The organism is Arthrobacter sp. FB24 (assembly GCF_000196235.1).
In the GTDB taxonomy this organism is placed as follows: Bacteria; Actinomycetota; Actinomycetes; order Actinomycetales; family Micrococcaceae; genus Arthrobacter.
The window spans coordinates 3,457,391-3,482,717 of sequence record NC_008541.1; the positions used below are offsets into that span (position 1 = coordinate 3,457,391).

Genomic DNA, 25,327 nt, shown 5'->3' on the forward strand with positions numbered 1-25,327 from the left:
CAGTGGACGGTCACATTTATCCCGGATAGTGAGACGGCGAAAAGCGCGGACGGACAGTTGGGACCCCTCGCAGGAGGGGCCCCAACGGTACGTCCGCGCTAGTGGACTCAGGCCCTCAGACCGGCCAGTCCATCAGCGTTGACCGGATCAGGAACCGCTTGCCTTCCGGTGCCTCCACCGAGAAGCCGCTCCCCCGGCCCTGGACCACGTCCACAGTCAGGTGCGTGTGGCTCCAGTAGTTGAACTGCTCCCGGGACATCCAAAACTCGAGCGTCTTCGGCTCCACGCCGTCGGCGATGTCGAACAGCCCCAGGAGCACATCCGCTTCGGCGGTGATGAAGTCCCCCGCCGGATAGCACATGGGCGAGGAGCCGTCACAGCAGCCGCCGGACTGGTGGAACATCAGCGGCCCGTGCTGGATCCAGAGTTTCCTGAGCAGATCCACAGCCGGTTCGGTGAGCGCCACCCGGGAGAAGTCCTCCCCGGGCAGCGTCACCGCGGCGTCAAGCCTCGTCTTTGCCATCAGTATTTGATGACCACGCGGCCGTCGATCTTGGCGTGCTTCATCTCGTCAAGAACCGCATTGACTTCCGAGAGTTCACGGGTGGATACCGTGGGGTGGATCTTGCCCTGGGCGTAGAAATCCAGGGCCTCCTCCAGGTCCTGCCGGGTGCCCACGATCGAGCCGCGGACGGTCAGGCCCTTGAGCACAATCTCGAAGATCGGTGCCGGGAAGTCGCCCGGCGGCAGGCCGTTGAACACAATCGTCCCGCCGCGGCGGGCCATCCCGATGGCCTGTCCGAAAGCTGACGGGTGCACCGCCGTGACCAGGACTCCATGGCAACCTCCGGTTTCGCGCTGGATGACTTCCGCCGGATCTTCGTGCAACGCGTTGACGGTGAGCTCAGCGCCGTGTTTCTTGGCCAGGGCGAGTTTGTCGTCCGCGATATCCACGGCGGCCACCCGCAGGCCCATGGCCACGGCGTACTGCACGGCGATGTGGCCCAGGCCGCCGATACCCGAAATGGTGACCCACTGGCCCGGCTTGGCCTCGGTCATCTTCAGTCCCTTGTAGACCGTGACGCCGGCACAGAGCACCGGGGCGACCTCCACGGGGTCGGAGCCCGCCGGAATCCGGGCGGCGAAGCGGGTGTCAACGAGCATGTACTCGCCGAACGAGCCGTCCACGCTATAGCCGGCGTTCTTTTGCGCTTCGCAGAGGGTTTCCCAGCCCGTGCGGCAGTACTGGCAGTCGCCGCAGGCGGACCAGAGCCAGGCGTTGCCCACTAGGTCCCCGACGGCCAGGTCGGTGACACCCTCGCCGAGGGCGACCACTTCGCCCACGCCTTCGTGGCCCGGGATGAAGGGCGGTGTCGGCTTGACCGGCCAGTCACCCTCCGCGGCGTGAAGGTCGGTATGGCAGACCCCGGTGGTGATGACCTTGACCAGCGCCTCGCCACGGCCCGGAGTGGGAACGGGGAGGGATTGGATCTGGAGGTCTTTTCCGAATTCAGTTACTACGGCTGCTTGCATTGTCGTCGTCATTGGCGAAATCCTTGCGTCGTTGAAGCATTGCTTGGGTGGCGCGGGCGGGGACGGATCAGTGCTAATCCGTCCCCGCCCGGGTTCAGTGCGGCTTAGAAGAAGCCGAGTTTGTTTTCGTTGTAGCTGACCAGGAGGTTCTTGGTCTGCTGGTAGTGGTCCAGCATCATGGAGTGGTTCTCACGTCCGATGCCGGAGGACTTGTAGCCGCCGAACGCGGCACCGGCCGGGTAGGCGTGGTAGTTGTTGACCCAGACACGGCCCGCCTGGATTTCACGCCCGGCGCGGTACGCCACGTTGCCGTTGCGGGACCAGACGCCGGCGCCGAGGCCGTAGAGGGTGTCGTTGGCGATGCCCATGGCGTCGTTGTAGTCGCTGAAGCGCGTCACGGACACCACCGGACCGAAGATCTCCTCCTGGAAGATCCGCATCTTGTTGTGGCCTTCGAAGACGGTGGGCTGGACGTAGAAGCCGCCGGCCAGGTCGCCGGGAAGCTCGGCGCGGGCGCCGCCGGTGAGCACCTTGGCACCCTCCTGCTTTCCGATGTCGATGTAGGAGAGGATCTTCTCGAGCTGGTCATTGGAGGCCTGGGCGCCCACCTGGGTTTCGGTGTCCAGCGGGTTGCCCTGGATCATCTTCTCCACGCGCGCCACGGCATCGGCCATGAAGGAGTCGTAGATGTCCTCCTGGACCAGGGCGCGGGACGGGCAGGTGCAGACTTCGCCCTGGTTGAACGCAAACAGCGCGAAGCCCTCCTGCGCCTTGTCGTAGAACGCGTCGTCCTTGTCGGCAACGTCGTTGAAGAAGATGTTCGGGCTCTTGCCGCCCAGCTCGAGGGTGACCGGGATCAGGTTCTGGCTGGCGTACTGGCTGATCAGGCGGCCGGTGGTGGTTTCACCGGTGAACGCGATCTTGCGGATCCGGGGGCTGGAGGCCAGCGGCTTGCCGGCTTCGACGCCGAAGCCGTTGACCACGTTGATGACACCGGCGGGAAGGATGTCGCCGATGAGCTCCATCAGGACCAGGATGGACGACGGCGTCTGCTCGGCCGGCTTGAGGACCACGGCGTTGCCGGCGGCCAGGGCCGGGGCGAGCTTCCAGACGGCCATGAGGATGGGGAAGTTCCACGGAATGATCTGGCCCACGACGCCGAGCGGCTCGTGGTAGTGGTAGGCCGTGGTGTCATCGTCAAGCTGTGACAGGCGGCCTTCCTGGGCGCGGACCGCGGAGGCGAAGTAGCGGAAGTGGTCGGCAGCCAGCGGAATGTCCGCGTTGAGGGTTTCGCGGATCGGCTTGCCGTTGTCCCAGGACTCGGCCACGGCGAGCATCTCGAGGTTCTCGTCGATGCGGTCGGCGATCTTGTTCAGGATGGCTGCGCGCTCGGCAACGGAGGTCTTGCCCCACGAGGGTGCGATCTTGTGCGCGGCGTCCAGGGCCAGCTCGATGTCTTCGGCCGTGCCGCGGGCCACCTCGCAGAATGCCTTGCCGGTGACCGGGGTGATGTTCTCGAAGTACTGGCCCTTGACGGGAGCCACCCATTCGCCGCCGATCCAGTTCTCGTAGCGGTCCTTGAACGTAACCTTCGAACCTTCGGTACCGGGCTGTGCGTAGACAGTCATTGCTAGCTCCTTTGCTGTGCAGATGATGAGCGGCCTGTGCTGGCGGCCGCCGTTGCATTCAGCGTAGGAGCAGGGAGGTTGCAGTCAGGTTGCAACCCGAGTGACGCAGCTCACGTTGGCGGGTCAGGCGCTGAGTTCCGTTTCCAGCCGTTCGAGATCGGCGACGACAGCGGCCCGCTTGGGTGAGCGCGGCGGCAGGAGCTTCAGCGCGGCGAGGCGGACGCCGACGTCGTCCTTTGCTTCCGGGAGTTCCGCGTACTTCAGCAGCGCATCAGCGCTGCCGTCGGTCAACACCGCTTCGCGCAGCAGCGAGGAAACGCGGTCCCGGAGTTCCACGATGCCCGGAGCTTCGGACCGCGGCAGCACAGCGCCGCGGTAGATCTCCAAGGCGATGCGGTGCGCCCCGCGCTGCAGGCAGTTCAGGACCTGGCTGGAATCGGGCATGAGGTCCATGGGCAGCCGGTACGGGCGCGAGCCGGGGACGGCTTCCGGGCTGAGCTGTTGCAGGACCTTGCGCAGCCGCACCATCTCGGGGCGCAGCGTCATGGAAGAGCCGTCCCCCGGGTAGAGCAGGGTGCAGAGTTCCTCCGCGCTGAGCCCGTCCGGATGGACGCTGAGGAGTGCCAGGATTTCGCTGTGCCGGGCCGAAAGCGCCACGGTGCGGCCCTCGATGCTGAGCAGGGCCTGGTCGCGGCCCAGGAGCTGGAGGCTGTTGCGGTAAAGGCTGCCTTCCGCAGCGGATGCGGTCCGTGCCGCCGAAGCCTGGGTCCGCCGTCGTGCCGGCGCTGCCTGGCGCGCCGCCGCCAGCTGGAGCCGCTCCACGCGCAACTGGGCCTGGGCCGCCGCAACGGTTGCCTCGACTAATGACAGCGTGTGGGGCGCGACGGCTGACTCGGTGCCGGTGATGTCCACAACACCCAGCAGGGCGCCGGAATCGGGGTCGTGGAACGGCACTGCCGTGCAACTCCACGGGTGGACGGAACGCTTGTAGTGTTCGGCGCCGGCAATCTGGATGCTGCGGCCCACGGCCAGGGCGGTGCCCGGGGCACTGGTGCCCACACTGGCCTCGGACCAGTCAGCGCCGGCCACGAACATCATGCCCTCTGCCCGGCGCTGCATCACGGCGTCGCCCTCCACCCACAGGAGCCGGCCCACTTCGTCGCCCACGGCAACCAGCAGGCCGCTGTCGTGGCTGGGGAGGACCAGGAGTTTATGGATGACGGGCATGATGGTGGCCAGGGGGTGCTGCCTGCGGTATTCCTCGAGCTCTTCCTGGTCCAGTGCCAGGGGCGCCTCGGGGTTGTCCGGGTTCGCCCGGAACTGGACGGACCGCTGCCAGGATTCCTCCACCAGGCTGCGCAGTCCGGGCACGCGCACACCCGCAGGGCCGCCCGCGCTGCCCGCACCCAGCGGTCCCGGTCCGGCCAGCAGCTCGTGGCCTGCCAGGGCATCGCGCTGGAGCAGAGCCGCAGCGTCGTACCTGTCTGCGGTGCCCGCGACAGCCGGCTGCATGATCTTCCTCATTGGACTCCCCTGCCTGCACAACAGTGTGCCAGGCGTGACGGCATGCCGAAGTGGCTTGGTCCGGACAGTCTAGTTCCCGCCCGGCCCCGCCGCCACAGGAATTAGTCTTCGGCGCTGCGGGAAATGCGGATCATTTCTTCACGCGGCACAACCTTGATGCGTTCACGCACGACGCCGGTGTCCGCTTCCGCTTCGGTCCACGCCTTCCCGAGGGCTGCTTCGTGCGCGTCGAGCCTGTTCCAGCCTTCCCAGGTGGTGTACTCCACGCCGCGCTCCTCGAGCAGGGCGATGATGGCGTGCGGGTCCGGGTTCTGCGCGGGCGGCAGGGTCAGCCGGTCTTCGAGCAGGCAGCCTATGGTCTCCAGGGCATCCCCCTTCGTGTGCCCGATCAGGCCCACCGGCCCGCGCTTGATCCAGCCGGTGGCATAGATCCCCGGGACGGGGTTCCCCGCTTCATCCAGCACGCGGCCGCCCTCGTTGGGGATCACACCTGCCTTGGCGTCGTATTCCAGTTCATCCAGCGGGGAACCGTGGTACCCGATGGCCCGGTAGACAGCCTGGACGGGGTAGTCAATGTACTCCCCGGTGCCTTTGACGTTGCCCGTGCCGTCCAGCTGCATCCGTTCAAACTTGATGCCCGCAACCTTGCCCGTGCCCGCGGAGTTGCCCGCGGCGTCGTAAATCTCCACCGGGCTGTGCAGGAAGTGCAGGTGGAGCCGGCGGGAGGAAGGCACCTCGGCCTCGGTGTGCTCCTCGACCAGCCAGTTGGTCATCGTATTGACCATGGTCTTGGTCTGGTTGTTGGTCCGGATGGCTTCCTCGGAGGCTTCGTCGAACTCGAAGTCCTCCGGGTAGAGCACAATGTCAACGTCCTTGGCATGGCTCAGTTCGCGCAGTTCCAGCGGGGTGAACTTCACCTGGGCGGGGCCGCGGCGGCCGAAGACGTGGACGTCGGTAACCGGGGACTTCTTCAGCGCCTGGTAGACGTTGTCCGGGATTTCCGTGGACAGCAGCTCGTCGGCGTGCTTGACCAGCATGCGGGCCACGTCCAGGGCCACGTTGCCGTTGCCGATCACGGCGATTTCCTTGGCATCCAGCGGCCATTCGCGCGGCACGTCGGGGTGGCCGTCGTACCAGGAGACGAAGTCCGCGCCGCCGAAGGAGCCTTCAAGCTCGACGCCGGGAACGTTGAGGTCGGCGTCCTTGATGGCTCCCGTGGAGAAGATCACGGCATCATAGAAGGCGCGGAAATCGTGGAGTTTCAGGTCGCGGCCGTACGTCACATTGCCGAGGAAGCGGATGTCGCCGCGGTCCAGGACCTTGTGCAGGGCGTTGACGATGCCCTTGATGCGCGGGTGGTCCGGGGCCACGCCGTAGCGGATCAGGCCGTACGGGGCGGGATAGGCCTCGAAGAGGTCGATGCTGACCTCGAAGTCGCCGTCTTTGACTTCATTGGACTTGGTCAGGATGTCCGCGGCATAGACGCCGGCCGGTCCGGCGCCGACGATCGCGACGCGGAGGGGACGTTTGGGAGTGGTTTCGGCCGAATTGGACACCGGGAGCCCTTCTGGAACTGAGAGACGGCGCCAGGTCACTTAGCGCACAATTCCCCCATTCTAATTGCTCAGCCGGCTTTCTTCGGGGAGCTGTTGATGGATACGACGTCGCCTTCGCGGTACAGCATGGCGCGCAGTTCCGCTTCCGCCGAACCGGTCCGGCGGGGGTCGATGGTCTCCCCCGCGGAAAAGTGGTCCAACAGCCGCGGATCCACGTAGCTCTTCCGGGCGATCGACGGCGTGTTCCCCAGCACCGCGGCAGCGTCCTGCATCGCAAGGCTGATGGCGCGCTTCTTCGCAGCCACCGTCGCCTGCGGCCCGGTGCGGGCCAGGCTGACGGCTGCCGCCACGGTGCCGCGGAGGGTGCGGAAGTCCTTGGCGGTGAAGTCCGCGCCCGTGCGTTCCTTGACGTACTCGTTGATTTCCGCGCTGCCTACAGGGTGCCAGCTGCGCCCGTTCCTGTACGCCAGCAGCCTGGCGTTCCCGCCGCGGCGCTTCAGCGAGCGGACCAGGGCGGCGAGGTCGGCGTCGTCGATCTCCGAATCCCAGGTCTTGCCGCTCTTCGCGGGGAAACTGAGCCGGAGGCTGTCCTGCTTGACCTTCACGTGGGCGCACAGCAGGGTGGCCAGGCCGTGGCTGCCGTTCTCGTTGGTGTACCGCTCCGATCCCACCCGCAGTGAACCGCTGTCCAGCATCCTGAAGGCACCCGCCAGGACACGCTCGCGCGAGAACCCCTCGCTCCGGAGGTCCAGGGTGACCAGCCTGCGTGCGGTCGGCAGGGATTCGGCGAGCTGAAGGGCACGGTCGAACTTGAGCCGGTCCTTCTTTTCCCGCCAGGCCGGATGGTAGATGTACTGCCGGCGGCCCACGGCGTCGAGCCCCGTCGCCTGGATGTGGCCGTTGTCGTAGGGCGCGATCCACACATCGGTCCAGGCCGGCGGGATGCCGATGCTTTCCAGCCGCTCCCGCACGGGACCCGGCGGAAGCGTGGAACCGTCAAGGTCGCGGTACGTAAAGCCGGTTCCCGCGGCCAGGCGCCGGTAGCCCCTGCCCGAGGCGTTGCTGTGGCGGAGCCTCATCGTGCGGCCCGCTCAGGATGCGAATTCATAGTGGTAAGCGTACTGAGTACCGCAAGTCCCCGGGACACCGCGTGCGGGGAATCTGTACCGTGTTGGCGGAATACCGTCCACGGAGGTGGTGTTATGGATCGTGTGCCTATACCCGACGGAACCGCCCCAGCATCTGCCCTGACCACCACGGGTGCGCCCGCTCCCGGCGGGCATTCCGGTGGCACATCCGGCGGACTGCCGCCCCGCCCGGGCGTCGTTCTTAAGGCGGTGGACAAGGACACGACGGCGGGTGTCCTCTTCGGGATCGGCGCTTACGGGCTCTGGGGGCTTCTGCCCCTGTACTTCTTCGTCCTGCAGCCCGCCGGGGCGGTGGAAATCGTGGCCAACCGGGTGGTGTGGTCGCTGGTGTTCTGCACACTGCTGATCACGGTCACCCGTTCATGGCGTGTCCTGGCGGCTGCCTTCCGGGACCGGACCGTCCTCGGCCCGTTGTCCATCGCCGCGGCCCTTATCGCCGTCAACTGGCTGACGTACACCTACGGCGTGACCACCGGCCAGGCCGTGGAGGCGTCCCTGGGTTACTTCATCAACCCGCTCGTCTCAGTCCTGCTGGGCGTGTTCGTGCTGAAGGAAACGCTGCGTCCGCTCCAATGGGCCGCCGTCGGAATCGGCTTTGTTGCCGTGGTGGTCCTGACGATTTCCTACGGCAAGCTCCCGTGGATCGCGCTGACGCTGGCCTTCAGCTTCGGGCTGTACGGGTTCGTGAAGAAACGGATCGGGCCCAGGGCGGATGCCGTCACCAGCCTGACGATGGAGACCGTGGTGCTGACTCCCTTGGCGGCCGCCACGATGATCTACCTGGCAGTCAGCGGCACCAACACGCTTGGGACGCAGGGCCCCGGGCACTTCTGGCTGCTGGTTGCTTCGGGCGTGATCACGGCCGTGCCGCTGCTGTTCTTCGGAGCCTCCGCGCGCCGCCTGCCCATGACCACCATCGGGCTGCTGCAGTACTTTGCCCCGGTGCTGCAGTTCATCGTTGCCCTGGTGGTGTTCAGGGAAACCATGACCCTGGACCGCTGGATCGGCTTCGGTGTGGTCTGGCTTGCGCTGGTGGTGTTGACCGTGGACATGCTGGCAGCGACCCGCCGGAACTCCGTGGCGCGGAAGCGTGCCCTGGCCGGAGCGCGAACGGGCAGCTAAGCCCCGCCACTGGGCCGCTCAGCTGGGTGGTGAGCAGGCCGGGTCAGGGAGCCATGGCGGTGTCCACCCGCTCGTACTCGCGCGGAATAACCACCATGGGCACCGGCAGCGCCCGGAGCACTTTGTTGGCCGTGCTGCCGATGAACAGCTTGTTCCGCTCGGCCAGGCGCGAGGAGCCGACGATCAGGATCTCCCCGTCATCCCACTCGAGGTCGTCGATGCACTCCTCGATGGTGCGGCCGTGGGCCACTTCCACCGTGACCTTGTGTCCTTCGGGGAGCCTGCGCGAGGCTTCGGTGAGCACGGTGTTGGCGTGGATGTGGGCCGCGTTGACCACTTCTCCCGGATCCCCTTCTGCGTCCAGCTCCACCAGGGAGACCATGCGCAGCGGAACGCCACGTCGCTCGGCGGATCCGATGGCGACGTCGATGGCGGCATCCGCCCCGGGCCGCTGTCCGACGGCGAGTGTCAGCCGGGATATGGCCTCGGTCCGGCGGTACCCGCGCGGGGCCAGCGCCACAGGCACCGGCGAGGCGTGCAGGAGCGCGTTCGCCACGCTGCCCACGGTGTGGCGTTTGAACAGCCCGTTGCTTGCCGCGCCCACCACGATGAGTCCGGCTTCGATATCGACCGCGGCCTCGATCAGTCCCGCGGCGAACGACTCGGCGTGGCGAACGTGGAATTCGACGGGCACGTCGGCCGGGACCAGGCCAAGCCCTTCGCGCTGCGCGTCCTGCACAGCCTTCTCGCGGGCGAGGTCATGGCCGCTTGCCACCTCGTGCGCAACGTGCAGGCCCCTGTCCACCACATAGACGAGGTCGAGCTGCGCGCCCTGTGCCTTGGCCAACGCGGACGCCAGGGCAACTGCATCGGCGCCGCGCTCGTTTGGTGTGTAGCCAACTACGTATCGCATGGGTGATACCCCTTTTTGGGTCTGGGGCAGAATCCAGCCTCGCTCGGGGTTTCCGGGCGACGTCGGCCGGTCTGCGTTCCTGCAGTGGTACTGCTGACTCTAGCCCACAGCGGCTCAAATCAGAGGTGACATTCGGCCCGAAAAACAATCCATGGACACCCGCACCGGCGGCACAAACGGAAGAGCCGCGGACGGTCGGTCCGCGGCTCTTCGGTTGGCGCCCGGGTGCCCGGATCAGGCACCCGGGTGGAGTCCCAGTGGTTGGGCCCTGGTGGGGTCCCGGGTCTTGGTGGGGTGTTAGGCGTGTGCCTTGATGGCGGCGGCCAGCACCTCGAGGCCGTCCAGCAGCAGCTCATCGCCGATGACCAGCGGCGGCAGCAGCCGGATGACGTTGCCGTAGGTGCCGCAGGTGAGGATGATGACGCCCTCCTTGAGGCAGGCGGCGGCAACGGCCTTGGTCAGTTCCGGGTTCGGTTCCTTGGAGCCGGCCTGGACGAGCTCGATGGCCAGCATGGCGCCGCGGCCGCGGATGTCGCCTATGACGGACACTTCACCCTGCAGTTCGCGGAGCCGGCCGGTGGCCAGTTCTTCAATGTGCTTGGCGCGGGCGTTGAGGTCGTATTCTTCCATGGAGCCGATGGACGCCAGTGCCGCGGCGCAGGCAACCGGGTTGCCGCCGTAGGTACCGCCGAGGCCGCCCGGGTGGACGGCGTCGAGCAGGTCGGCGCGGCCGGTGATCGCGGACAGCGGCATACCGCCGGCGATGCCCTTGGCCATGGTGATGATGTCCGGGACTACACCCTCGTGGTTGACGGCGAACCATTCGCCCGTGCGGCAGAAGCCGGACTGGACCTCGTCCGCAATGAAGACGATGCCCTTCTCTTTGGCCCAGGCCGCCAGTGCCGGAAGGAAGCCGTCGGCCGGGACAATGAAGCCGCCCTCGCCCTGGATCGGTTCGATGATGATGGCAGCAACCTGCTCGCCGCCGATCTGCTTCTCAATCGCGGTGATGGCGCGCTTGGCGGCCTCGGCACCGGTGATCGCCGGGTTTTCCTCGCGGAACGGGTAGCTCATCGGCATGCGGTAGACCTCGGGCGCAAACGGGCCGAAGTTGGTCTTGTACGGCATGGCCTTAGCGGTGAGTGCCATGGTCAGGTTGGTGCGCCCGTGGTAGGCGTGGTCAAAGGCGACGACGGCATCGCGGCCGGTGGCCAGGCGGGCCACCTTGACGGCGTTTTCCACGGCCTCGGCGCCGGAGTTGAACAGCACCGTGCGCTTCTCGTGGTCGCCCGGGGTGAGGCGGTTCAGCTGCTCGGCGACGGCCACATAGCCCTCGTACGGGGTAACCATGAAGCAGGTGTGGGTGAAGTGCTCCACGGCTTCCTTCACGGCGCCGACGACGGCGGGATCGGACGCACCGACGCTCGTTACGGCGATGCCGGAGCCGAGGTCGATGAAGGAGTTGCCGTCGACGTCGTGGATGATGCCGCCGTCTGCGTCGGAAACAAAGACGGGGACGCTGGAGGCGACGCCGGCAGCCACGACGGCCTTGCGGCGCTCGGTCAGGGCGACGGACTTGGGGCCCGGGAAGTCCGCCTGGACGCGGCGCTTCTGCTCGAGACGGTAGGTGATGTCAGGGGCGGTTGCAGTCATGGGAATGCCTTTCTGGTGGGTGCCGGTCCGGGTCTCGACTAGCTCGACCACCGGGTGGGATGGGTTCAGGGGGTGCGGGTTACGCGTCGAGTGCGCTCATCACGTGCTTGATGCGCGTGTAGTCCTCGACGCCGTACATGGAGAGGTCCTTGCCGTAGCCGGACTGTTTGAAGCCGCCGTGCGGCATTTCCGCGGTCAGCAGGATGTGGGTGTTGATCCACACCGCGCCGAAGTCCAGGTCGCGGCTGACGCGCATGGCCGTGCCGTGGTCCGTGGTCCAGACGCTGGAGGCCAGGGCGTAGTCGACGTCGTTGGCCAGCTCCACGGCTTCCGCCTCGGTGCTGAACTTCTGGACGGTAATGACGGGCCCGAAGGTTTCTTTCTGGACGACGTCATCGGTCTGCTTGGCCCCGGTGATGATGGTGGGTTCGAAGAAGAAGCCCTTCTCCCCCGCGCGGTGGCCGCCGGTGACAATCTTGCAGTTCTCCGGCAGGTGCTCCACCACAGACGTCACGGCGTTGAAGTGGTTCACGTTGTTCAGCGGGCCGAAGTAGTTGTCTTCGTCGTTCTGCGAGCCGGTGTGCAGGGTCTTGGTGTGTTCCACCATGGCTGCCACGACGTCGTCGTGGACTGAGTCCTCGACCAGCACCCGGGTGATGGCCGTGCAGTCCTGGCCCGCGTTGAAGAAGGCGAACTCGGCGATGGCCGCTGCACTCTTCTTGATGTCGGCATCCTTGAAGACGATGGCCGGGGCTTTGCCGCCGAGCTCCAGGTGCGCCCGCTTGAGGCCCTTGGCCGCTCCCGAAGCCACTGCGATGCCCGCACGGACGGATCCGGTGATGGAAACGAGGCCGGGGACCTTGTGCTCCACCATCATGGCGCCGGTTTCGCCGGTGCCGAGGACGACGTTCAGGACGCCTGCCGGGAAGATCCCACCGGCCAGGCGGGCCAGGACCAGGGTGGATTCCGGCGTGGTGTCCGAGGGCTTGAGCACCACGGTGTTGCCGGCGGCGAGCGCGGGGCCGATCTTCCAGATGGCCATCAGGAACGGATAGTTCCAGGGGGCAACCTGGGCCACGACGCCGATGGGTTCGCGGCGCACGTAGGAGGTGTGGCCTTCGAAGTACTCGCCGGCGGACTTGCCCTCCATGATGCGGGCGGCGCCGGCGAAGAAGCGGAGCTGGTCTGCCCCGGCGGCGACTTCCTCGGAGGCGATGAGGCTGCGGACCTGGCCGGTGTTGCGGTGCTGGGCTTCAACGAGTTCGTCGCTGTTGGCCTCGACGGCGTCGGCAAGCTTGAGGAGCATCAGCTGCCTCTGGCCCGGGGTGACGTGCTTCCAGGATTTGAACGCCTCGCTGGCTGCCGTCATGGCGGCGTCGACGTCGGCCTGCACGGAGATGGGCGACTTCGCCACCACCTCACCGTTGGCGGGGTTCACGATGTCCAGCAGTCCGGTGCCGGCGGGCGTGACGAACTCGCCGTTTATGAAGTTCTGCAAGGTTTGGACCACGGTGTTCAACCTCTTTCATGCGGGTTTCTGGAACCGGTTCTGCAACCGGCGCAGTATTGCGACTGCTCATGAGCCTATGCCAGGGCAGGTAGGCAGGGAATAGCCACCTGCACACCATCCCCGGAATCCTTTAGTGCGGTTGCCCAGCACGCGGCTATCCTGATTCCATGGCAATTTCCCTCGCCGCCCTGCTGGGCGTCCAGTCGCTCCAGCTCGTGAAATCAGGCCTCGCCGAGACCACGTGGCACCAGGACATCCAGTGGGTTGCCGTCACGGAGCAGGAGGACCCGCAGCGTTTCCTCAACGGCGGCGAGCTGGTGCTCACCACGGGCATGCGGCTGAAGTCCGCCCCGGAGCAGCGCCGCTTCGTGCGGCAGGTGCAGCGGGCGGGCGCGGTGGGGATCGGCTTCGGGGTCGGGCTGACGCACGAGGCCGTTCCGCCGGCACTGATCGCCGAGGCCAACCGCTGGGGCCTTCCCGTCGTGGAGGTCCCCTACGAGACGCCCTTCATCGCGATCACCAAGCTGGTGGCGGACGCCCAGTCGGCGGACCACTACGCCAAGCTGGAACGGCTCATTGCGGGCCATCAGATCCTGGCCCGCGCCCTGCTCACCGGCGGCGGCCTGGCCGAGCTCCTCAAGAACCTGGGCTCCATGCTGCGCACGGACATTGTGCTGACCCAGTTCACGGCGCAGCTCTACAACAGCGTGCCCGGCAACCCCGCGCCCACGGCGGACACGTGGGCGTCCTATCCCATCCCCACCGGCCGGCGTGACGCGTGCACCCTTTGGGTCCGGCAGCCTTTCGAGGACACCGGCATCGTGGGGTACGCGCAGAACCTGATCAGCGTGGAACTGAACAACATGGTCAAGCAACGGCAGGCGCAGCGGGCACTGTCAGGGCAGGTCCTGGAGGACGTGATCCACGGGACGTTGGAGGCCAGCGAGGCGTCCCGGCGGCTCGCCGGCATCGGCGTCAACAGCACCCGGAAGAACGTTGTCCTGCTGGCCGAGTCCGCAGCCCACCCCAAGCAGCTGGTGAGTTCCTCGATGCCCCGGCCGCTCGAGCACGGGGTGACTGCCGTCGTCGGGAAGGACCTGGTGGTTGTTGTCACGGACGACGGCAGCGGCGCCAGCGCGCTCGCCAGGAGCCTCAGCGACCATCTTGCCGAGGCGGGCATCCATGCCACGATCGGCATCGGCGGCGCCTACACCAAACCCAACGGGCTGCGCTGGAGCTACTTCGAGGCCCGGGATGCGGCGAGCCACGGCCTGCCCGTCAACGAGCCCGAACGGCTCAGCCTGACGTCGCTGCTCCTGGCCAGCGAAGATGTGCCGCTGGCGGACATGGCGAACGAGTCCCTCAACCCGCTTCGGAACTTCGACGCCCTGCACGGAGCCGAGCTGATGACCACGCTGGAGAGCTACCTGAACAACAACGGCTCGGTGGCCGCCGTGGCCGAAGCGCTGACGCTGCACCGCAACACCGTCCGGTACCGGCTGGCCCAGATCACCGAACTGACCGGCTACGACCCCGCCCAGACCCAGGACCGGGTGCAGCTCTGGCTGGCCCTCGCGGTCCAGCGGCTGAACCATCGCCAGCAGCGGTAGGAAGCGCCGGTCCCGCCGCAGCGGAACCTTGTGACGGGCGGCACGCCCCCATCCGGGGGCCGTTTAGATCCGAATTGCTTCATGGCGCCTTTTGGCGCGTGGAAACTGGACAGCTATCTAACTGGAGATGACACGTGAACAAGAACCTCAGGACTTCAACCCGGATCGCCGCAGGATCGGCCCTTGCCATTGCGGCCTTCACCTTCGCTGCCATGCCGGCCCAGGCCGCGCTGATCGACGGCCCCCTCGTCGAGGGCACCCTCATCAACGGCCCGCTGGTTGACGGTCCGCTCGTGGAGACCGGCGAGACGAGTCCCTTCCAGTTCGGCCAGACCGGCCCGTTCCAATTCGGGCAGTTCCAGTAGCCTTCCCCTGACGCGGGGGTAGGGCGGCCCGACTGCCGGCCTGCCCCCGGCCATCCTTACCCCGTTCCACCACCCCTCCTGAAAATCCCCCTGCCTGTGCTCACAGCCGGGGTCCTATCGGCGTGCCCTGATTCGGTCGCGCGGCCCCTCGAGACACCGAGAAGGAACATGAACCCGAACTCCTTGAATGCCCGGTCATCCGCTGCTGAAGGAAGGCTGGACCTGACGGCGGCGCAGCGCGGCATCTGGTACGCGCAGAAACTGGCGCCGCAGAATCCGATGTACCAGATCGGCCAGTTCGTCGAAATCGAAGGGCCGTTGGAGGCGGACGTCCTGGCCAGGGCGGTAGCGTGCGCGGTCAGTGAAACCGACGCCCTCAACGTGGCATTCGGCGAGGACTCTTCCGGCCCTTTCCAGTATCCGCGCTCCAACCGTTCCGGCCTGGTGGTCACCGACTTGAGCGGGACGAACGACGGCGGCAACCGGTCCGGCGGCAACCGCGGCGCGAGCGCCGCCCGGGAACTTATGGACTCTGACCTTGCCATGCCGAGGGACGTTGCGGCCGACGAACTGCTGCACACGGAGCTCATCACACTCTCGGAGACCAAGCACTTCTTCTACCAGCGTGTCCACCACCTGCTGCTGGACGGATACTCCGCGGTGCTGGTCCTCAAGCGGGTGGCAGAGCTGTACAACAGCCTCCTCGGTCGGGACAGCGAGGCTACCGCCCCCGCCATCTTCGGGTCGTTGTCTGAGCTGGTGGACACAGAGAGCGGGTATGCCGGGTCCCCGGCTGCAGACGGCGACCGCAGCTACTGGGAAGAGCAGTTGCGTGGCGCTGCCGTCCCGGCGGGCCTGGCCGGCCAGCCCCAAGGAACCGCACGCTCGCTGATTCGCGCCGTCAGGGCCCTCCCCCGGGAAACCGCTGCGGCGGTGGAGGCTGCCGCTGCCTCGGCACCGGCACTGGTACTCACCGCAGCCTCGCTCTACGTGCACCGCATCACCGGCGAGCGCGATGTGTCCCTGGCACTGCCGGTGACCGCACGGCGCGGCAAGCTGGCGAAATCGACGCCGTCCATGCTGTCCAACATCGTTCCGATCCGGATGGGCATCGCGCCCGGCGCCAGCGTCGGAGAAACCATCACCGCCATGGGCGCCAAACTGCGCGGGGCACTCATCCACCAGCGATTCCGCTACGAGAACCTTGCGGCACAGTCCGGCTATGTTGGCCCGTCGGTGAACATTCTTCCGGCATTGGATGCCATTTCCTTTGGCCCCGCCCGCGGAACCATGAACATCCTCTCCACCGGCCCCATCGACGACCTCTCCATCATCGTTCACGGCCTCGGCCAGGGAGGCGGAGTGACGGTACAGTTCGAGGCCAATGCCGAGCTCTACACTGCGCCGCAGCTGGAACAGCACCTCGACCGCTTCGTTCGGATACTCGGGGCCGTGGCCACCCTGCCCCACGCGACCATGGCGTCGATGCCGGTCACCACCGCCGAGGAGGAGCGCTTGCTCCTCGCGGCCGGCGACGCCGGGGACGCCGCCCTCCCAGGCCATACGATCGTGGAAGAGTTCCAGCTCAACGCCCGGAACTCCGGAGACCGGACCGCCGTCGTGGCTCCCGACGGCGAGCTGACCTTCGCTGAGCTGGAGCGTCGCTCCAACCAGCTGGCCAGGTTCCTGAAAGGGCACGGGGCCGGCCCCGGCAAAACCGTGGCCGTGCGGCTGGACCGCAGCGTGCTCCTTCCGGTCGCGCTCCTTGCAGTCCTCAAGTCCGGCGCGGCCTACCTCCCCCTGGACCCCGACTATCCCGCGGGACGTGTTGAGGGGATGCTGGAGGACGCATCGCCGGTCCGCCTGCTGACCTCGGCCGCCTTCACGGGAAGCGCCGCGAGCCATGAAGAGCTGGAGACCAGCGTTCCGGTCACCGTCCTGGACTCGGCCCTGATGGTGTCCTGCCTCGACGGCAAAGACCCGTCAGCGCCGGAGCCCTCGGCCGGGCAGCACGACCTTGCCTACGTCATCTTCACTTCGGGCTCCACCGGGCGGCCAAAGGGCGTCGGCGTGGGACATCTTGCGCTCCTGAACCTTTACACCTCCCACCGGGACAACATCTTTGCGCCGGCGGAGCAGCGGCTAGGCCGGAAACTGAAGGTTTCGCACACCGCCGGTTTGTCCTTCGACGCCTCGTGGGACCCCATCCTGTGGCTCATCGCCGGCCATGAACTCCATGTGGTGGACAACCTCACCCGCCGCGACCCGGAGGACCTCAGCCGGTACCTGTCGGCCACCGGCATCGACTCGATCGAAACCACCCCGTCCTTCGCCAAGGTGCTGCTTTCCGGCGGCCTCTTCGACCAGGGGACCCACCCGACGGTGGTGGCCCTTGGCGGCGAAGCCGTGGACGCGTCGCTGTGGAGCACGCTGGCGGAAAAGAACGGCGTGGTGGCCTACAACTTCTACGGCCCCACCGAGACCACCGTGGACTCACTCACCGCGGTCATGGAACCCGGCACCGAACCCACTTTGGGTGATTCTGTGGCCAACAGCCGCCACTACATCCTTGACTCGGGCCTGAACCCGGTGCCCGTGAACGCCATCGGCGAGCTGTATGTGGCAGGCATCAACCTGGCACGCGGCTACGTTGACCAGCCGGGCCTGAGCGCCGAACGCTTCGTGGCTGACCCCTTCGTGCCGGACGGCTCCCGGATGTACCGCACCGGCGACGTCGTCCGGCGGCTCCCTGACGGAACCCTTGAGTTTAGGGGCCGCATGGATGCGCAGGTGAAGATCCGGGGATTCCGGATCGAGCTCGCCGAAATCGAGGAAGCCCTGCGCGGCCTAGCCGGCGTTGATCAGGCTGCGGTCACTGTGTCCAAGAACCGGGCGGGCTACGACCAGCTGCTGGGCTTCGTCACGCCGGCCGGCGGCCTGGAGGATGAACTGGACGTGGCGGAACTCCGGCGCCAGGTCCGCAGGCAGCTTCCCGATTACATGGTGCCCGCCTCCATCGTGCAGATCACTGCCATACCGCTGACCCCCAACGGCAAACTGGACACCCGCGCCCTGCCGGCCCCGGCCCGGGAAACAGCCGTCAGCTCGCCCCGCAACGAACGTGAGCGGCTCGTGGCGGACGCCTTCAAGGAAGTTCTGGGACTCGACGCCGTCGGGCTGGATGACGACTTCTTTGAACTCGGCGGCCACTCCTTGCTGGCCACCAGGCTCGTGGCCCACCTGCGTGATACCGCAGGCGTGGCGCCGGCGCTGCGCACGGTGTTTGAGCATCCCACGGTCACTTCACTGGCGGAGACGCTGGAACTGGCAGCAGCCAACGCCCACCCGCTCACGCCAACGGAACGTCCCGCAGCAATGCCGCTGTCCTTTGCCCAGCGCCGGCTGTGGTTCCTGAACCGCTTCGATCCCGAGTCCGGCGCCTACAACATCCCGGTTGTCCTCGACCTGAAGGGCCGGCTGGAGGTCTCCGCGCTCCACCGGGCAATCAACGATGTTGCGGCCCAGCATGAAACCCTCCGAACGCTCTTCCCCCTTGCCGACGGCGAACCCGTCCAGCAGGTCCTTCCCGCCGGCGAGCGGCCAGTGGACCTGCTGGGTGTCCAGTGCACCGCCGGGGCACTCGCCGACGCCGTGGCGGCCGAAACCCGCCGTGGCTTCGACGTGGCCCGGGAGCTGCCCATCCGGGCGGTCCTCTTCCAGCTGGCCCCGGACCATCACGTGCTGGCCATTACGCTCCACCACATCGCCGCGGATGGCTGGTCCCTGGCGCCGTTGGCGCGAAGCCTCTCCGTGGCCTACAACGGCCATGTGTCCGGTCACGGCGCCCTGCTCCCGCCGCTCCCGCCGCTCCCGCCGCTCCCGCCGCTCCCGGTCCAGTATGCCGACTACACGCTCTGGCAGCGCGACGAACTTGGCAGCGAAGAAGACCCGGACAGCCCCATCTCCCGGCAGCTGGAATTCTGGGCCAGGGAGCTCAAAGGCGCACCGGAGGAACTCCGGCTTCCCTTCGACTTCGCCCGCGGCGCGCAGCCCGCGGGCGAACCGGCTTCGTCGGTTCCGCTAGCGCTGTCAGCCGAAACAGCAAACCGGCTCAACCAGCTGGCCCGGGAACACAATGCCAGCCTGTTCATGGTGCTGCAGGCAGCGCTGGCAGCACTGCTCACCAAGGCAGGCGCCGGCGAGGACATTCCCCTGGGCACCCCCGTTGCCGGACGGACGGACACGCAGCTCAACGAACTCGTGGGCTTCTTCGTGAACACGCTGGTGCTGCGGACCACCACGTCCGGGAACCCCACGGCGGCGGAGCTGGTGGAAAGCGTCAGGTACACCAACCTGCACGCGTACGCCAACCAGGACGCACCGTTTGAACGCGTGGTGGAAGAACTCAACCCCGCCAGATCCCAGCACCGGCACCCGCTGTTCCAGGTGATGCTCACGCTGCAGAACAATGCGCCTGCGGGGTTGTCCATGGACGGCCTCGAGGCCAGCGCAGACGCCAGCCACGAGCCGGGCGGGGCGAAGTTCGACCTTCTGCTGGACCTTGCTGAGGAAGCGCACGACTGCAGCATCCGGGGTGCACTCGCGTACAACCCGGCGCTGTTCGCCCGGGCCACTGCCGAACAGCTTGCGGCCGGTTTCCGGGCGGTTGCGGAGCAGTTCGCCGCTAATCCCGGCATCACCTTGGACCGATTGCAGGTCCAGTCACCCGGCCAGCTAGCACGCGTGATGGAGCAGAGTCGCGGCGTCCAGGCAGCCTCCCCGTGGAATACGGTCCTGGACGCCTTCCAGGACACCCTTGAACGGACACCGGACGCGCCGGCCCTCACGGACGGCTGCGGACCGGCTGCCACGTTCAGCCAGCTGCACTCACGGGTGAAGTCACTGGCCAAGGGCCTGGTGGCGTCCGGCGTGGAGCCCGGAGACCGGGTGGCGGTGGCCCTGCCGCGATCGTCCGACGTCGTTGCTGCCGCCCTGGCCGTACTGGCCGCCGGCGCCGTGTACCTCCCCGTCGATCTCTCCTATCCGGCTGCACGGATCCGCATCATCCTCGAAGACGGCGGACCCGCCGTCGTCATTGCTGCTGCCGGGGACCACGCCGCTGAGTTTCACGGCAAAGGCGCGGAAGGCCCCCGGATTCTCGACGTCGACGCCCTCCTGCAGGCCGGCGCGGGAGTCCCGGATGCCACGCTGGCCGGGCGGTACCCCGACGCCGATGATCTCGCCTACGTGCTCTACACCTCCGGTTCCACCGGCCGGCCCAAGGGGGTTGCCGTGGCGCACAGCGCCCTTGCCAACCTCTTCGGCCACCACCACCGGACCCTCTTTGCCCCGCGATTGGCGGCGTCCGGTGCAGAACCGGTGGCGGTGGCCCACATCGCCGGGCTCGGCTTCGACGCCGCGTGGGATCCGATGCTCTGGATGATCGCCGGCGCCGAGCTGCATGTGGTGGGCGACGACATCCGCAGCGATGCCGAAGCCCTCGCCCGGTACTGCGTTTCCCACGGAATCGACGTACTGGAAACCACTCCCTCCTACGCAGCCCAGCTGCTGCAATGCGGCCTGCTGGATGCGCCGCGGGCACACCCCCTGCTTCTTGCCCTGGGCGGTGAAGCGGTCAGCCCGGAGCTGTGGCAGCAGCTGGCCTCCACAGCGGGCGTGGAGGCGTACAACTTCTACGGCCCCACCGAATTCACGGTGGACTCCGTGACGGCCCGCATCACCGGGGCAACACCCACTATCGGCCGCGGCATCGGCAACACCGACGCCTACGTGCTGGACCAGTTCCTGGCCCCGGTTCCGGCCGGCGTGCCAGGCGAGCTGTACCTCGCCGGGCCCGGCGAGGCTCGCGGCTACGATCAGCGCCCCGGCGAGACCGCCGCACGATTCGTGGCCAACCCCTTCGTTGCCGACGGCAGCCGGATGTACCGCACCGGCGACCTGGTCCGGAGAGCCGCGGACGGGTCGTTGGAATTCCTCTCCCGTACCGACGATCAGGTCAAAGTCCGAGGCTTCAGGATCGAACTGGGCGAAATCGAGGCAGCCGTGGCGTCCCACCCGGACGTGTCCCGGGCCGTGGCCGTGGCCGACGGTGATCCCGCCCATCGCGTGGTTGCCTATTACACGGGTGCGGCCAGCCCGGCGGAATTGCGCGGCGTGGCCGGTGAAAAACTGCCGGACTACATGGTGCCCGCCGTGTTCATGAACGTGCCCGCCATCCCGCTCACGGCCCATGGCAAACTGGACCGGAAGGCGCTGCCTGCGCCGGCGTCGGACACGGGTACCGGACAGGGGGCCGCACCGGCGACGGCGGACGAGCACACCATGTGCGGAATCTTTGGCGAAGTGCTGGGTGCCGACAACGTGACGATGGGCGACGACTTCTTCGTGCTCGGCGGGCACTCCTTGCTGGCCATCACCATCATGGGCCGGATCCGTGAGGCCTTCGGCACTGAACTGCCGCTGCGGACCCTCTTCGACCGGCCCACCCCCGGGGGCCTGCTGGCGGCCATCGGCCAGCGGAACGGCATGGCGGACGGCCCGGTCATAACGCGTCCGGTCACGGCTACTGACGGCGTCCCGCCCGCTTTCCACGAAGGAGACTCGCAACCACTGGCGGAGTGGCTGGACAGCGAGGCCGCGGTCCGGCCTGAGCGGCTGGAACTTTCCTTTGCCCAGCAGCGCATGTGGTTCCTCAACCAGCTGGATCCGGGATCCTCCGACTACAACATTTCCCTCGCCGCGCGCCTGGGCGGGGAGTTGGACGAACGGGCCCTGGCTGCTGCTGTCAGCATGCTGTTCAGCCGGCACGAGATATTGCGGACCCTCTACCCCGCCACGGATGGCGTGCCGGAGCAGCTGATCCTTGAACCGGATACCGATCCGCGGGCCGTTGGGCTGCTTGACATCACCGACTCGGATTCCGAGGCCGGGGTCACGGCCCTGCTGCGACAGGACGCCGAACGCGGCTTCGACGTCCGGTCCGAGCTTCCGCTGCGGGCACGGCTTATCCGGACCGGATCCGCCGGCGCCGGCGGGGCCGGAACAGGCGAATGGGTCCTCCACCTGGTGATGCACCATATTGCAAGCGATGGCGCGTCCTTGGCCCCGCTGGTCCGGGACCTGTCGGTTGCCTACCAGTCCGCCCTTGCCGGACATTCCGGTCCGCCGCTGGCTCCACTGCCGCTGCAGTACGCGGACTTCAGCGCCTGGCAGCGGCAGCAGCTGGACCGAGGAGCTGCCGCCGGCCCGGACGCCAGTTTCGGAGCATCCGCCATGGCACCCAAGGTGGAGCACTGGCGGCGCACGCTGGCCGGCATTCCGGCGGAACTCCTGCTCCCGGCGGACCGCCGGCGTCCCCGCGAAGCGCGCCAGCCCGGAGGCCAGCTGTCATTCCGGCTGCAACCCGCGGCCGTGGACGGGCTCAACAGCCTGGCGGCGTCGGTCAATGCGAGCCAGTTTATGGCCCTGCACGCCGGCCTGGCCGCCTTCCTTCACCGCACGGGCTGCGGTGACGATCTGGTCATTGGTTCCCCCACGGCGGGGCGGACAGATCCGGCGCTGAACGATCTGGTGGGCTTCTTCGTCAACACTCTGCCGCTGCGCGTCGGTGCGGACGGAGACCCGAGCCTGCGGAGCATGGTCTCGCGCTCCCGGGAAAGCATCCTGGCTGCGTTCGACAACGACGTACCCTTCGAGCGGCTTGTTGAGGCCGTCAATCCGGACCGCGAACTGGGCCGCCATCCGCTGTTCCAGACAATGCTCACCGTGGACAGCGAGGCGCCGGCGGTTCCGCAGCTGCCAGGCGTCGTGGTCACGCCCGTGCCGGAGACGGCCTCGGGCGAGGCCAAGTTCGATCTCTCCTTCACCTTCAGGCCGGACGCCGGAGACGGCCTGGCCGGCACCCTCGATTACAACGCGGCCATGTTCGACGAGGCGACGGTCCGGCGAATGGTGCACAGCTTCGGCCGGTTCATCGGGCTCGCCGCCGCGTCCCCCGACACGCCCTTGTCGCTGCTGCCCCTGCTTGAGGACCATGAGGCCCGCGCCCTGATGACGTCCACCGCCAATCCCGCCGTCACCGCCGGCAAGCAGGCGGAAGGCATCTTGTCCGCCCTGGCACAGACGGTGGCTGCAACGCCCGCCGCCACCGCGGTGTCTGCGGACGGGAAGACCCTGACGTTTGCGGAGCTGGCCGCCTCCGCTTCACGGATCGCCGCTGCCCTGACAGCCGGGGGCGTCGGCAGCGGGGATGTGGTTTCCGTGATGCTCCCCCGCTCCCCGGGCACTGTTGAAAGCATGTTCGGCGTCATGGCCGCGGGCGCCGCCTACAACCCCATCGACACGGAATATCCGGACGACCGCGTGGCCGCCATCTTCGAGGACGCGGCTCCCCCGGTGATCGTCACCACCAGGGCCGTGGCAGGGCGGGTCCGGCAGATCATTGCATCACTCCCCGGGGCCGGTCCGCGGCTGGTCCTGCTGGAGGAGCTCGCAGGCGCCCCGCAGGCGGCCAAGGGATCCGACAACGAACCGTCAGCAGCCGTGTTTGCCCGGCCCGGCCCCCGCGACCTGGCATACGTGATGTTCACGTCAGGCTCCACGGGCCGGCCAAAGGGTGTCGAAATCAGCCATGGCGCCCTCGCGTCGCTTCTTGCATCGCACCGGCACACGTTGCTGGCAGACACCGGTGGCCCGCGGCGCGTGGCCCACACCACCGGGGTGGGCTTCGACGCATCCTGGGATCCGATCCTCTGGATGGTGGACGGCCACGAGCTGCACCTGATCGACGACGCAACGCGCCGGGATTCCGAGCGGCTCGCCGCCTACTTCGCCGAGCATGGAATCTCAGTCTGGGAGAGCACCCCCGGCTACCTGCGCCAGCTGCTCGGCGAGCCCGCTTTCACCGCGCTCCTGGACGCGCGCGCTGCCGCTGCGGATCCGTTCCGCCTCGCCCTGGGCGGAGAAGCGTTCGACGCCGGGCTGTGGGGCACCGTTTCCGCTCACCCGGGCCTTGAGGCGTGGAATCTCTACGGCCCCACCGAGGCCACGGTGGACACGGTGCTTGCAAGGGTGGGAGACACATCCGCGCCTGTGCTCGGACAGCCTACGGCGGCCACCCGGCTATACGTCCTCGACGCCAGGTTGCAGCATGTCACGGCCGGCGCGGCGGGCGAACTGTACGTCGCCGGCCCCCAGCTGGCCCGAGGCTACAGGGGCAGGCCGGACCTGACATCCGAACGATTCGTGGCCGACCCCTTCGCCGGCCGCGGCGAACGCATGTACCGCACCGGCGACGTGGTGTACCGGCATGCCGACGGCAGGCTGGTGTTTGCCGGACGCAACGACGACCAGCTGAAGATCCGCGGCTTCCGGGTGGAGCCGGGTGAAGTGGAGCGGGCGGTGCGCAGCACCAAAGGCGTCCGGGAGGCGGTGGTTCGCGCAGCGGTCAACGACGCCGGCACCCGCCTCGTCGCGTACGTCGTCCCCGCGAACAGTCCGGCCATGGCCGATGCTGAGCTCTCCGACGTCGTCAGAACGCACGTTCGCGGGCTCGTGCCCGATTACATGGTGCCGTCCGCCGTCGTCGTCCTCGACAAAATCCCGCTGACCCAGCACGGCAAGGTGGACGCGTCCGCGCTGCCGGACCCGGGCCGGACCGAACGCAGCGGAGGAAAGGCGCCGCGGAATCCGAAGGAAAAAACGGTGGCGCGGATCTTCGCCGAGGTGCTGTCCCTGGACCGCGCCGGAGTGGACGAGTCGTTCTTCGAACTGGGCGGGCATTCCTTCCTGGCCCAGCCGCTGATCGCCAGGATCAACGCCGCGCTGGGGACCTCGCTCCAGGTGCAGTCGCTGTTCCGTTCCCCGACGGTTGAGGGCCTTCTCCGTGAAGCCGCGCAAGGCGGGGAGGAGAGCACGGCGGACAGCCTGAAGCAGCTGTTGCCGCTGCGCACGGCCGGCTCCAAGCCGCCGCTCTTCGCCGTGCACCCTGCTTCGGGCATTGGCTGGGGATATGCCTCCATGCTGGGCCGGCTGGATCCCGAACGGCCCCTCATCGGGCTGCAGATGCCGGGAATGGAGCCCGGCCGGACCCATCGTGTGGGTGCATCCACCCTGACGGAACTCGCGGACGACTACATTGCCCGGCTGAGGTCAGTCCAGCCCGAAGGCCCGTACCACCTGATGGGCTGGTCCTTCGGCGGACATTTGGTCCACCGGGTGGCCACCAGGCTTCAGGCGCTGGGCCACGAGGTGGCCTTCCTCGCCATCCTCGATGCCTTCCCTGGCAACCAGGAACATAATGCGGACGTCGGGACCGGACCTGCCCTGTGGGCAAGCTACCTCGCGGCGCAGGGCTTCGAGCTGACGCCGGAAGAGGCCGCAAACCTCGACGGAGTGCGCGCACTGGAGATACTCCGGGAGAACCACAATCCGCTGGGAAGCGTTCCGCTGGATTCGGCGAATGCAATGGTGGAGAACTTCCCGGACCTTGCCCGCCTGATCCGCGGCCAGGAACCGGAGGTGTTCCACGGCGACCTGCTGTTCTTCCGGGCCACGCGGGACGTCCCGGAGGGGACTCCGGGGACCGATGCCTGGCAGCCCTTCATCACCGGGGCGGTCACCGATGTGGCCGTGGAAGAGCGCCACTCGCAGATGCTAAGTGACGCGGCTCTCAGTGTGATTGTGCCCGAAATAGCAATCCGGCTGGACGTCTCCACCGAATAACCAGTGATGCCTCCGATCCACG

General features: G+C 67.5%; 13 protein-coding genes. 4 read left to right on the forward strand and 9 right to left on the reverse strand.

What is annotated here, in order from left to right; translation table 11 throughout:
* Positions 1-115: 115 nt before the first annotated feature.
* The 6 genes from ARTH_RS15685 to ARTH_RS15710 all read right to left on the reverse strand — a co-directional run bounded on the left by ARTH_RS15685 (position 116) and on the right by ARTH_RS15710 (position 7,320).
* Positions 116-523 carry a DUF779 domain-containing protein gene (locus ARTH_RS15685; RefSeq protein WP_011692916.1) on the reverse strand — a complete coding sequence of 136 codons (408 nt, stop codon included), beginning with the start codon at positions 521-523 and terminating at the stop codon, positions 116-118.
* Positions 523-1,545 carry an alcohol dehydrogenase AdhP gene (gene adhP / locus ARTH_RS15690; RefSeq protein ID WP_011692917.1) on the reverse strand — a complete coding sequence of 341 codons (1,023 nt, stop codon included), beginning with the start codon at positions 1,543-1,545 and terminating at the stop codon, positions 523-525. The genes ARTH_RS15685 and adhP overlap by 1 nt, the downstream gene beginning before the upstream one ends.
* A gap of 92 nt (positions 1,546-1,637) precedes the next feature.
* On the reverse strand, positions 1,638-3,161 hold the full coding sequence (gene exaC, locus ARTH_RS15695) for an acetaldehyde dehydrogenase ExaC (protein WP_011692918.1): 1,524 nt from the start codon (positions 3,159-3,161) through the stop codon (positions 1,638-1,640).
* A 123-nt stretch (positions 3,162-3,284) separates the two neighbouring features.
* A complete protein-coding gene (locus ARTH_RS15700; protein ID WP_011692919.1) occupies positions 3,285-4,685 on the reverse strand; it encodes a GAF domain-containing protein in 1,401 nt (466 codons plus the stop codon).
* A gap of 101 nt (positions 4,686-4,786) precedes the next feature.
* Positions 4,787-6,241, reverse strand: coding sequence for an FAD-dependent oxidoreductase (locus ARTH_RS15705; RefSeq protein ID WP_011692920.1), 1,455 nt, complete (start codon positions 6,239-6,241; stop codon positions 4,787-4,789).
* Positions 6,242-6,309: 68 nt separating this feature from the next.
* Complete coding sequence (locus ARTH_RS15710; protein WP_011692921.1) at positions 6,310-7,320, reverse strand: DNA topoisomerase IB; 1,011 nt, start codon at positions 7,318-7,320, stop codon at positions 6,310-6,312.
* 123 nt (positions 7,321-7,443) lie between these two features.
* Here ARTH_RS15710 and rarD point away from each other — a divergent pair, with 123 nt between their 5' ends.
* Positions 7,444-8,511, forward strand: coding sequence for an EamA family transporter RarD (gene rarD, locus ARTH_RS15715; RefSeq protein WP_043429963.1), 1,068 nt, complete (start codon positions 7,444-7,446; stop codon positions 8,509-8,511).
* Between the two features lie 43 nt (positions 8,512-8,554).
* On the opposite strand, the gene ARTH_RS15720 is transcribed toward rarD, so the two are convergent.
* The 3 genes from ARTH_RS15720 to ARTH_RS15730 all read right to left on the reverse strand — a co-directional run bounded on the left by ARTH_RS15720 (position 8,555) and on the right by ARTH_RS15730 (position 12,587).
* Positions 8,555-9,424: a universal stress protein gene (locus tag ARTH_RS15720; protein ID WP_011692923.1), complete on the reverse strand. Its 870-nt coding sequence runs from the start codon at positions 9,422-9,424 to the stop codon at positions 8,555-8,557.
* Positions 9,425-9,721: 297 nt separating this feature from the next.
* A complete protein-coding gene (gene gabT / locus ARTH_RS15725; RefSeq protein ID WP_043430919.1) occupies positions 9,722-11,077 on the reverse strand; it encodes a 4-aminobutyrate--2-oxoglutarate transaminase in 1,356 nt (451 codons plus the stop codon).
* A gap of 79 nt (positions 11,078-11,156) precedes the next feature.
* Positions 11,157-12,587, reverse strand: coding sequence for a gamma-aminobutyraldehyde dehydrogenase (locus ARTH_RS15730; protein WP_011692925.1), 1,431 nt, complete (start codon positions 12,585-12,587; stop codon positions 11,157-11,159).
* 167 nt (positions 12,588-12,754) lie between these two features.
* Between ARTH_RS15730 and ARTH_RS15735 the strand changes: the two genes are divergently transcribed.
* The 3 genes from ARTH_RS15735 (at position 12,755) to ARTH_RS15745 (ending at position 25,305) form a co-directional block, all read left to right on the forward strand.
* Positions 12,755-14,197 (forward strand): PucR family transcriptional regulator, encoded by a 1,443-nt coding sequence (locus ARTH_RS15735; RefSeq protein WP_011692926.1) that lies wholly within the window; start codon positions 12,755-12,757, stop codon positions 14,195-14,197.
* Positions 14,198-14,331: 134 nt separating this feature from the next.
* Positions 14,332-14,562, forward strand: coding sequence for a hypothetical protein (locus ARTH_RS15740; protein ID WP_011692927.1), 231 nt, complete (start codon positions 14,332-14,334; stop codon positions 14,560-14,562).
* 168 nt (positions 14,563-14,730) lie between these two features.
* Positions 14,731-25,305, forward strand: a complete 10,575-nt coding sequence (locus tag ARTH_RS15745) for a non-ribosomal peptide synthetase (RefSeq protein WP_011692928.1) — start codon at positions 14,731-14,733, stop codon at positions 25,303-25,305.
* The last annotated feature ends 22 nt before the right edge of the window (positions 25,306-25,327 follow it).

Excerpts from the sequence above, each read along its gene's own strand:
- ARTH_RS15720 (WP_011692923.1), bottom strand. The coding sequence starts at position 9,424 with ATGCGATACGTAGTTGGCTACACACCAAACGAGCGCGGCGCCGATGCA.
- gabT (WP_043430919.1), bottom strand. The coding sequence starts at position 11,077 with ATGACTGCAACCGCCCCTGACATCACCTACCGTCTCGAGCAGAAGCGC.
- adhP (WP_011692917.1), bottom strand. The coding sequence starts at position 1,545 with ATGACGACGACAATGCAAGCAGCCGTAGTAACTGAATTCGGAAAAGAC.
- ARTH_RS15710 (WP_011692921.1), bottom strand. The coding sequence starts at position 7,320 with ATGAGGCTCCGCCACAGCAACGCCTCGGGCAGGGGCTACCGGCGCCTG.
- ARTH_RS15735 (WP_011692926.1), top strand. The coding sequence starts at position 12,755 with ATGGCAATTTCCCTCGCCGCCCTGCTGGGCGTCCAGTCGCTCCAGCTC.
- exaC (WP_011692918.1), bottom strand. The coding sequence starts at position 3,161 with ATGACTGTCTACGCACAGCCCGGTACCGAAGGTTCGAAGGTTACGTTC.
- ARTH_RS15700 (WP_011692919.1), bottom strand. The coding sequence starts at position 4,685 with ATGAGGAAGATCATGCAGCCGGCTGTCGCGGGCACCGCAGACAGGTAC.
- rarD (WP_043429963.1), top strand. The coding sequence starts at position 7,444 with ATGGATCGTGTGCCTATACCCGACGGAACCGCCCCAGCATCTGCCCTG.
- ARTH_RS15685 (WP_011692916.1), bottom strand. The coding sequence starts at position 523 with ATGGCAAAGACGAGGCTTGACGCCGCGGTGACGCTGCCCGGGGAGGAC.
- ARTH_RS15745 (WP_011692928.1), top strand. The coding sequence starts at position 14,731 with ATGAACCCGAACTCCTTGAATGCCCGGTCATCCGCTGCTGAAGGAAGG.